The sequence below is a fragment of the Aquaspirillum sp. genome (genome assembly GCF_055136605.1).
Window position 1 is genome coordinate 1 of the sequence record NZ_JBSQVP010000072.1, and the last position, 10,621, is coordinate 10,621.

Below are 10,621 nucleotides of genomic sequence, written 5' to 3' on the forward strand. Positions count from 1 at the left end.
TTTTTGGTTTTTTTGTCATTAGAAAGTAATTGAATTTATGTGCTTTAAAATGTATGGTTATTTTTTGCTTCTTGCTAGACTAAAAATATATTTTGCTACGTAGAATTACTGAGACACTGGTGCAGTGTCTAACTGATGGGTGGAATCATGTTACGGTTTTCGAAGTGGATAGCGATGCTGTGGTTGATTTTTTCACCCAATCTGATGGCAAATACTGGCACAGATCCACCGAAGTCAATCCGCGTTATCACTGATGACAATTTTCCCCCATACGTATTCCGAAATGACGACGGCACGGTTACCGGTTATCTGGTGGACTATTGGAAACTATGGGAACGGAAAACTGGCATTCCGGTCACCTTTACTGCCACTCGATGGGCTGAGGCACAACGTCGCTTACTGGAGGGACAAGCTGATGTCATCGACATGATTTACAAAACACCTGGTCGTGAGCCGTTGTATGACTTTTCTTCTCCTTATGTCGATTTACCTGTCAATATTTATAGCCATCAGTCGGTCACTGGTATTGCCGAGGTTGGTTCCTTGAAGGGATTTCTCATCGGTGTTCAGGAAGGCGATGCCTGTGCTGAAGTATTAAATCAAAAAGGCCTAACCCATCATGCCATTTATCCTGACTATGCAAGCTTACTTGCTAGTGCACGACAGGATGAGATTAAGGTCTTCTGTCTTGATCAATTTCCCGCTAATTTTTATCTGAATAAGCTCGGTCTAGAAAAAGAATTTCGCCGAGCATTTCCCCTCTACACTGGACAATTTCGCCGTGCTGTTCGCAAAGGACAAACAGAACTCTTGCTCGTTGTAGAACAAGGCATGGCGCAAATCAGTAAAGAGGAACGGCTCAAACTCGACGACAAGTGGTTTGGTGCACCGTTGCCGAGATCTGGCGGTCAGATCGAGCTGAAATATGTGTTTTTAATCCTCTCTACGCTGGGAGTTAGTACGTTACTTATTTTTATTTGGGTTGGCATGTTGCAGCGGCAAGTGGCGGCACGAACCGCCGACCTGCGGCAAGCCAATGCAGATTTAGAGGCTGGGCGCCAAGCTTTATTGCAAAGTCAGACACAGTTTCATGTGGCACTACAATCGGCAGACGCGGGCACATGGTTCTGGAATACCGAAACGGGCGAAAATATTTGGTCCGATGAGCTATGGCGGCTCTATGGCCTTGAAAAGGCAAATCACATTCCTAACAACGCCCTTTGGCGAGACAGTATTGATCCACGCGATCTCGCCTCGGTGGAGGAAACCGTCTCTGATGCTGTTGCGATACGCGCCGGTTTTGAGACCACTTGGCGAGTGCGTTTTTCTCATACAGATAATCCGCGTTGGCTGTTAGCACGCGGTCGCCCACAGTTTGATAGCACGGGTAAGTTGAACGGTTATTTTGGTGTCGTGATCGACATCACGGTACGTAAACAGGCAGAACAGGCTCGACGCGAGAGTGAAGGACGTTTTGCTGCAACATTTGAACAAGCCGCGGTCGGTATCGCCCATGTTGCACCAGATGGTTCTTGGCTGCGGGTGAATCAGAAGTTTTGTGCGATTGTGGGCTATTCACAAGCGACACTGATGAGCCGAATATTTCAGTTCCATGATATTACTCATCCTGATGATTTGGACCTCGATTTGGCACAAATGCGTCGGATGTTGGATAAGGAAATCACCGCCTACGCACTTGAAAAGCGTTATCGGCGACAAGATGGCAGTTTCATTTGGGTGAACCTCACCGTTTCCCTTATCTGGAAAAACGACGATGAGCCTGACTACTTTATCTCGGTGATCGAGGATATTTCTGATCGTAAACACACCGAAGAAGCGCTGCGGATCAACGAGATGGAGCTAGAAGCGTATCGCCAGCACCTTGAGGAACTGGTGGCGCTGCGCACGCATGAACTCGAAGCTCAAGAGCGTTTTGTTCGGAGCCTAGTGAACAATCTTCCGGGGATGGTTGGTTACTGGGACGAGAACCTTCGTTGTCGCTTTGCTAACAAATCCTACTTTGAATGGTTTGGCCGAACCGAAAAACAAATGCTCGGGTTGACGATTCAAGAGGTGCTAGGTCCAGAGGTTTTCGCGAAAAATGAGTGCTTTATTCGCGGTGCTCTGCTTGGCGAAAAGCAGACGTTTGAACGCAGTATTGTCAAACCGGATGGTTGCATAGGCCATGTATTAGCACACTATCTGCCTGATATCGTCAACGGGAAGGTAAAAGGCTTTGTGGCGCTCATTTACGATGTGACGACCCTGAAGGAACATGAATTAGCTTTGGCTGAGGCTAAAGAGATAGCCGAAGCTGCAACAAGGGCAAAAAGTATTTTCTTGGCCAATATGAGCCATGAAATTCGCACACCAATGAATGCCATCCTTGGTTTTGCCCATTTGCTCAAACGCTCACGATTGGAGGCCGAACAGCGGGAAAGGTTAGATCGACTGTGTACCGCCGGTGCTCACCTACTGACCATCATCAACGATATTCTCGATATGTCGAAGATCGAGTCTGGCAAACTGATCCTCGAGCAAATCAATTTCTCGCTTCCGGGGCTACTTGATGGTGTCCATTCGCTGATCGATGAACAAGCCAGAATGAAAGGGTTGGCTATCGAAATCGATTATCGCGATACCCCTATCTGGTTAAGGGGTGACCCAACACGTCTGCGTCAGGCCATGCTCAATTTCGCCAGCAATGCGGTCAAATTCACCGAGCGTGGCAAGATTATTTTGCGTGTCCGTCCATTACAGGATCAAGGACAACGTATTTTATTGCGTTTCGAAGTTGAGGATACGGGGATTGGGATTGCCTCCGATAAACAACACGCATTGTTCGAGGCATTCGAGCAAGTCGATGCTTCAACTACCCGTCGTTTTGGGGGGACAGGTCTTGGTTTAGCCATTACACGGCACCTTGCCGAGCTGATGGGAGGCACCTCGGGTGTGGACAGCCGAGTGGGGATAGGTAGCACCTTCTGGTTTTCTGCTTGGCTTGAAAAAGGTGAAGTGAGTCAGACTCTCGATTTACCAACTATCAATGCAGAAGCCGAATTGCGGTGTCTCCATGCAGGCCGAGTCATCTTGTTGGTAGAAGACGATCCGATCAACCAAGAAATTGCGCTCGCCCTGCTAGAAGAAACCGACCTAGAAATCGTCGTGGCTGAAAATGGCCGTGAAGCTGTTGAACAGGCGCTCCGTCAAGACTTTGCTCTCATTCTCATGGACATGCAGATGCCAGAAATGAGTGGATTGGAAGCCAGTCGAATCATTCGTACCTTACCCGGTAAAGCCGACACGCCGATTATTGCCATGACAGCAAATGCTTTTGCCGAAGATCGCCGTCAATGTCTTGCCGCTGGCATGAATGACTTTATCGCTAAGCCAGTTGATCCAGCCTTACTTTTCATCACATTGCTTAAATGGTTATCTCCAGAAAAGCTGTTGCCACCGTCCACAACCCCTGCGCCATCAATCTCTGTTAAATCACCTGATCAGGGCATCGACTTATCGATACCGCTGCGGGCAATGCGTCATAACGCAAGCAAAGTGCGAGATGTGATTGATATGTTCTTGCTGTCGGCTCGCGAAGAGCTACCTAAGATGGAACGTGCCTTAACAGAACAAGATTGGCCAACCTTGAAATCACTGGGGCATCGGCTGAAATCACCCGCACGCGGCCTCGGTCTGATCGAACTTGGCCAGCTTTATGAAGCACTTGAACATGCTCATCAGGATGCCAACGACAGCGAATATGGTGATATTCTTGCTCAAATCAGGGTTCTGCTTGAAAAAATCACCGATATTGTCAGCCAAGATCCCCGTCTTCAGCCAGCTGTTGCCGAGCCAAGGGAGCAATCGTAATGCCTCTCAAAGAAATCCATGTCCTGCTTCTCGATGATGACCCAACCATCCGTATGCTGATGACTGCAATGTTAGAAGAGGTCGGCGTCGGTAGCGTGATAACCGCAGGGGAAGGGACGGAAGGGTTACGTCTGCTCGATGAATCAAGCCATCACTTCAATATGCTTATCTGTGATCTGACCATGCCTGGTATGGATGGGATTGAGTTTTTGCGCCATGTGGCAGCACGCAGTTATGGCGGAGATGTGCTCTTATTTTCTAGCTCGCCCCCCAGCGTCCTCAAGGCAGCCAAACGCTTAGCCACACAGCATGGCATCAATATTTTGGATGTGCTGGAAAAACCCGTCGATATCGATCGACTGGCCGACGCGCTATTTCGTGGCAAGCCCAGAAGCGCTTCACAGCGGCGCAGTCAACCCGATCAACCCACTTTGAGCTTGGAAGAGTTGCGGGAGGGGATTCCCAATGGTTGTATCAGATTGCATTACCAACCAAAGATCAGCCTGCATGATAAGCAAATCGTTGGTGTTGAGTGTCTCGCCCGTTGGCGTCATCCCGTGCGTGGTTTGCTACCACCTGCTCTCTTTATTGCCCAAGTTGAACAAGGTGGCCTAATCGACGCTTTTACGCTTGAGGTGTTCCGGATTGCTACGGCACAACTGCGTGTTTGGTGTGACCGAGGTTTATCGTTACGGATGAATATCAATCTGTCGATGGATAATTTACTCCGTGTTGACTTACCAGAAATCCTCGAGGCCATCTGTCATACCGCTGGCGTGTCGCCAAGTCATATCGTACTTGAGATGACAGAAAGTCGGTTGATCTCGAATGTAAAGCTGGGCTTAGAGATTTTGATCCGGCTGCGACTCAAGGGCTTTGGCTTATCCATCGATGATTTTGGTACTGGTTTTTCGACGATGGAAGCGCTCAAGCAACTGCCCTTCAGCGAACTAAAAATCGATAAAACCTTCGTTAATGGAGTAGAGGAAGATGCTTCTACTCGGGCCATTCTCTATTCCAGTGCCAGCCTTGGACGAACACTGGGCATCAATGTGGTGGCTGAAGGTGTTGAAACGCAAACCGACTGGAATGTGGTCGCTGATGCGGGGTGTGATGAGGTGCAGGGCTACTTCATCGCGCGGCCGATGGCTGCCACCGACTTTGAGAACTGGCTCGCTGGGCAGCGGGCGATGCACACCAAGGAAGACACGATGGAGAAGAAACCCCGCGTGCTTGTCGTTGATGATGACAAAACGTCACGCCTTCTAACACGGCTAATGCTCTCGGATGATTTTATCGTTGATGAAGCCGCCAGTGGTGAGGCGGCGCTGTCAGGCGTTGCCAATCGTCTGCCAGATCTGATCTTCATGGATGTTGATATGTCCCCCGGCATCGATGGCTATGAAGCCTGTCGTCGTCTCAAAGCCGATCAAACCACGGCCGCCATTCCGATCATCTTTGTGTCTGGTAATGATGCCCTTGAAGACCGACTCAAAGGCTATGAAGCCGGGGGTGAAGACTATGTAGTAAAACCGTTCGATGGAGTAGAGCTGGAAGCCAAACTACGGCGTTTGTTAGTGTTAGCTGAAGAACGTTGCACCCTACAAGAACAAGCTATTGTTGCCAGCAACACCGCTATGACGGTGATGACCAACATGAGCGAGTTGGGTTCGTTATTAGAAACGATGAGACACATTGCGGCCTGTACTGATACGCGCACCTTGTGCAATGCAGTGCTTGTTGGCCTCGCTGCTTACGGGTTGCGAGGTACCGTACAAGTCAGAACCCCTGATGGCACCATGACCTTGACCGAAGGCGGCGAAGCAACGCCTCTTGAAACCTCGGTGATTTCACACATGGCCAGTATGGAACGCATCACCCAGTTCAAGTCGCGCTTGGCAATCACTTACAAGGCCGTGTCCCTCTTGGTGCACAACATGCCCATCGAAGATGCCGATCGCTGTGGTCGCTTGCGTGACCATTTGGCGATGTTGGCCGAAGGTGCCAATGCGCGTGCTGAAGCCATTATCGCAACGACACAGGCACAGATGTGTGGCGAGGTGATCAGTCACGCTTCTGAACGGATCACCGCAACATTAAGAAGTATCGACCAAATTCAGCGTGAACGACAGTGTGCATTGAGAATTGCAGTTGAAACCTTGCTATCGCGCATGCAATCTGCCTTTTCTTCTATCACTGTTACGATGGAACAAGAAGATTTTATTACCGGTGTGGTGCAGTCTGGATTAGATCAAATTTTACAAATTCAAAATGAAAATTCTGATCCACAGGAACAGCTAACATCTATCGTTCTCGAATTGGAACAAGTGCTTGTTCAAGCACCTTCTGCTTCTTGAGTCATGCTTTTCGTTTATTTGTGGGATCTTGACTTCCTCCCCGTTCTTTAGGGCGGAGAGGAAATCAACGTGATATGGCCAACAATTATAGGCGTTATTCATTGATTGTGGTTCCAGTGGAATTGAGTAGCGGGTGTGTGTACACACTCCGTGCACCATCCTACGGTGCTTCGGGCAAAAGCTGATGGCGAAAGAAAGATACTACTGCATCGTTGAATGTCCTATGCCACGCTTCGCGACTGAAACCCTTGGGATCGCGGCAAATATCCGGTGCTGATTGCGCAAGAGCCGGTGGGCAAGGTGCCAGAAAGACAAAATGTCCTGCTCCGGTGACCAGATGGTAGTCAGGTTGTAGGGTAAGGGCTGCTTTGATTGCTTCGACATGGGCACGAGCCACTCCGTCACCGCCGTATTCCGACGCCCAGAGTTGAACAGGAATACGTACCGAGCGCAAACCGGTTGTGTCAAATAGATTCAGGGGATCAGCCACAACGATGGCACGAACGCGCGCATCCGGAACTGGGCGCAATAGCCTTTCCTTGTTTTTCAGTTCACTGCACAGCGGGGAATGTTCTTGAGATGGCTGGCTGTCGTTGCAGAATCTCTCCTCACTGGCATGTAGGTTTGGGATGCCGCCAGCTAGGGCCAGTGCGGTATAGCCACCACGCGAAAAGCCGAATACCCCAATGGCCTGAATGTTGAGTTTCTGACGTTCAGACCAGCTCTGGAGCATGAAAGAGATGACTCTGCTCACGTCAAGCGGCCGCGTTTCGAATATGCTCAGACGATGGGCTGACGACTTGTCGCGGGTGTTGTCGCCGAGATGGTTGAGCGACACAACCACAAAACCGGCATTGGCTAATGCAGTTGCGGTGTCGTGATGTCCAAGGAATGATCCGCCATAACCGTGCGAAATGATGATAAGTGGCAGATTGTGCCCAGATAATGGGCAATCGGTACTGCCCTGTATGCTAATGGGGCCGATCTGTTGAAAACCTGCTGTTTCGGCACAGGGTGTCCATAGCAGAGCGCTAATCGCTGGCTCCTTGCTTGTGGCCGGAACTTCGAGGCGTTGATAACCGGCAGCCAAAGCGCTGGAAGCCGCTATCGCAAAAGTGACAGCTAGCGTCAGTCTGATCAGGTACGAGAAAAAATCCGATTTTCTGAGTGAAATCATGTTCATATAAAAATGTAATGAATAGGTGGGCCACTGCTTTTGTGCTCACTATTTCTGAAGCATGCCCTGCAATCTAATCCTACCAGCCTAGCAGGGTAAACGTTGTCTGCAACGCCGAACTACCTTGCCCAGAATGGGGTGTGGTGGTTTTTTTATGGCGTGTTATCTGTATGCTGCTTCATTCGTTTGGTAGGCACAAGACCCGTGCCTACTCTGTCTGATTAGGAAAGATTCAATGAATACCACAGCACCACGCAAGGGCGCGACCTGCGTAGCTGACATTCCCACCGACGTGTTGGATGCGCTGTCACGCGGTGAACTGCCAAGTGCCACGTTGGTGGAAGGGCTAGCGCTCGACCAGGCCCTACTGCTACGCACGGTTTTCCCGCATCTGTCGCCGCAAGCTTTAGCGAACACAGATGCTGCCTGCCAGCTTGGCATTCTCAAACGCATGGCTGGTATCAGTGCGGTGTTGTTGGAGGAATTGGGTAGCGATGGTATCGTGCAATGCCAAAGCCATGTCTCGGATACCGTACGTGGCTGGGCCTGCTTCATGATTGGGGTGCAGCCGGATTTGGATCTACCAAGCCGATTAGCTGCCATCCGGCCATTGGCCGATGATGCACATTTTGGGGTACGCGAATGGGCTTGGATGGCTGTGCGGCCGCACTTGGCGCGTGAACTGGATGCCGCCATTGCATATTTATCGACTTGGACAGTGGAATCATCCGAGCGCTTGCGTCGCTTTGCCTGCGAAGCCTTGCGTCCGCGTGGCGTGTGGTGTGCCCACATCGCCATGCTCAAGCAACAACCAGAACGCGCGTTGCCGATTCTCTCGCCGTTGCGAGCCGATCCATCTGTCTATGTGCAGGATTCGGTGGCCAACTGGCTCAACGATGCTGCTAAAGCCCAACCCGACTGGGTGCGCGATCTGTGCGCCCAATGGCAGCAAGATCAACCTAGCGACGCCACGCGCCGTATTTGCCAACGTGCCTTACGCAACCTGAAATAATATCCATCGCGGAGACTGTGCTGATTCAAGAGATTGGATGAGGACCGAACTGCCTTGCTATAAATTGAGTAAGGTGATTTTTTATGGTCTGTTATCTGTATGCTGCCCCGTTCGTTTGGTAGGCACAAGACCTGTGCCTACCCTACCTGACTGAAGTGTTCATTTAGCTTCCGTGAGGCGCCAGTTAACTATTTCAGGTCTCGTCCTCGTCACCCATCTCGCACACAGAATTGTCTTCTTCATATCCTAGACCTGAAAAAATCTGCCACACGGCCAGGAAGGGCGTCAGCATCTTGTAGCCATATATTGGCAAATCATCATAATAAAAAATTTCGTCAATACCTGTCTTGAATACATGGTTCATATATTCAAGATAAATTTCTCTCAGAAGGCCGGTTGAGTATATGTTAAGGTTGTGAGTAGAAACCGAGTCAACAAAACTAGTTTTAAGACCGTACCAGTCTGGGCAACTGAGTTCAAAGTGTATCGGTTCTTGTTTCTTGTTCTGGAAACAGTGTTCAAACTGTTCGCTCACAACCCTCATCAGGTTGTCATGGAAATGACTTTCCATCGTATCAACCCAATAATAATCCTTTCCATCTTCGGTCAGTTGGTCATAGATCGCTTGAACCTGGCTTATGCGCCCCTCATCAGAATTCCCATAAATCCGACCATCATGAATCGCCGTTCTATAAGAAGAAAACGGATTCATGGCCGCAACAACAATAACGTTTGGATTTGGAAATAGTGTCGCAATTTCGCCCCACTTTTGGTTTGCATAAATCAGCGCATGAAAGCCTTCTGATGCAAGACGTTGAGCTATTGAATTTGCAATGGTGTTAAGCGCGTCTTTTGTATAGTCAGGGGGACTTCTATTTTCTGAATTCAAATCAGAGTCTATCCATCCCTCAATCAATGGAAACTCCAATGCGACGCAAATCATGGAAGCATCATTTAGGATATTGTTTTCAAAATAGGCATAATAGGAGGGAGCTGGGTAAAAGACCTTCAGCGTGAAGTCGTTACCGTTTTGATGCGGTATCAGAGCCAAGAGGTTTTTGGCATTAGATACCAGCTCTTGAACATAAGCATCTTTAGCCGTGCGAGTTTCCATCGGAGCAACAAGGATGGATGTGATTGCACTTTCCTTGAGGCCTGGGAATATAGAGCAGAAGTGATTGCTATAGGCCAGAAGTTCAGTGAACGCTTGACGCTCTGTTTGTTCTGACTTCTTCAGCTCAATGATGGTTATTCCCGTGGAAGCAGAGATTCCAAATAAATCTACCCTAGTTGGATGCGGCACATTTCGTTCTAGTTTCAACTCCTTGGCTGTTAGAACAAGCCCTTTCAGGTTGTCTAGTATTTCATTGATCTTTTGCTCCGTACGCCGCTGCAACAGGAATTGAATGGTTGGAAACCCATCCTCAGTCCATTCAACGGGCTCTCTTCTTCCAACAATCAACCCAGACAGGGTTTCCTTATGGTGGTTGAAAAGATGGTCTCTGAACTGATTTTCACTGATAGAAATCATCACTCCACCTCATTCGAAATTTTCTACTTTCCTAGCACAGAAATTTTTTGCTGCTTACAGATTGATCGGCAATAGCTGATACAACGATCCTAGCCTAGTAGGGTGGGCACAGCAGTGCCCACCGCCTCATCCGATAGATTGAATCTGCTTTACACAACATCAAACCGCCTCGCCCTTGATTGGGTGGGGCGTTTTTTTTGGGATGTGATTGGTAATGGGTTTAGTGGGCAAAAACTACCCTACCAATCTAACCCTCGAAAATATCCTCTAACCGCTGCGCCTGCGTTAACGATATACCCCATTGCTGCAACTGCTCCGGCGTCGCTGCCCGTAACCGCGACAACACCCAATCCGGCAACGGCTGACCAAACCGCGCCTCAATCAATGTCCGGAGGAGGGTTTGCATGGCCTGTATGCCTTTTTCCAGACCTTTCTGCATGCCTTGTTGAAGGCCTTTCTCCATGCCTTTTTCTAATCCTCGCTGCTCACCACGTTCTTCTGCCACTTGAATCTCTGTGTTGTAATCCCACACTGCCCGTTCACGTGCCAATGCCCGTAACCGTTCTTCCTTGGTTTGGCTCATTTGCTCTAGGGATTGCAAAACAGTCATTACCGGTGTGTGTGTCAGCTGTGCCATGATGTGTTGCTCCTGCCAGTGTTCAAACAGATCGACC

6 protein-coding genes are annotated in these 10,621 nt (G+C 49.3%); 3 read left to right on the plus strand and 3 right to left on the minus strand.

Going from position 1 to position 10,621, the window contains the following annotated elements; genetic code table 11:
* Positions 1 to 174: 174 nt before the first annotated feature.
* Together ACTBZS_RS10605 and ACTBZS_RS10610 are read left to right on the plus strand one after the other, a co-directional pair.
* A complete protein-coding gene (locus tag ACTBZS_RS10605; protein WP_463044096.1) occupies positions 175 to 3,870 on the plus strand; it encodes a PAS domain S-box protein in 3,696 nt (1,231 codons plus the stop codon).
* On the plus strand, positions 3,870 to 6,227 hold the full coding sequence (locus tag ACTBZS_RS10610) for an EAL domain-containing protein (protein WP_463044097.1): 2,358 nt from the start codon (positions 3,870 to 3,872) through the stop codon (positions 6,225 to 6,227). Before ACTBZS_RS10605 ends, ACTBZS_RS10610 begins: the two co-directional genes overlap by 1 nt.
* A gap of 160 nt (positions 6,228 to 6,387) precedes the next feature.
* Here ACTBZS_RS10610 and ACTBZS_RS10615 read toward each other — a convergent pair whose 3' ends face one another.
* Complete coding sequence (locus tag ACTBZS_RS10615; protein WP_463044098.1) at positions 6,388 to 7,410, minus strand: alpha/beta hydrolase family protein; 1,023 nt, start codon at positions 7,408 to 7,410, stop codon at positions 6,388 to 6,390.
* Between the two features lie 229 nt (positions 7,411 to 7,639).
* On the opposite strand from ACTBZS_RS10615, the gene ACTBZS_RS10620 reads away from it, so the two are divergent.
* Entirely contained in the window at positions 7,640 to 8,416 is a 777-nt protein-coding gene (locus tag ACTBZS_RS10620; RefSeq protein ID WP_463044099.1) for a DNA alkylation repair protein, read from the plus strand.
* A 193-nt stretch (positions 8,417 to 8,609) separates the two neighbouring features.
* Here ACTBZS_RS10620 and ACTBZS_RS10625 read toward each other — a convergent pair whose 3' ends face one another.
* Complete coding sequence (locus tag ACTBZS_RS10625) at positions 8,610 to 9,950, minus strand: hypothetical protein (protein WP_463044100.1); 1,341 nt, start codon at positions 9,948 to 9,950, stop codon at positions 8,610 to 8,612.
* A gap of 244 nt (positions 9,951 to 10,194) precedes the next feature.
* On the minus strand, positions 10,195 to 10,621 hold a 427-nt coding region (locus ACTBZS_RS10630), incomplete at its 5' end, for a hypothetical protein (protein WP_463044101.1).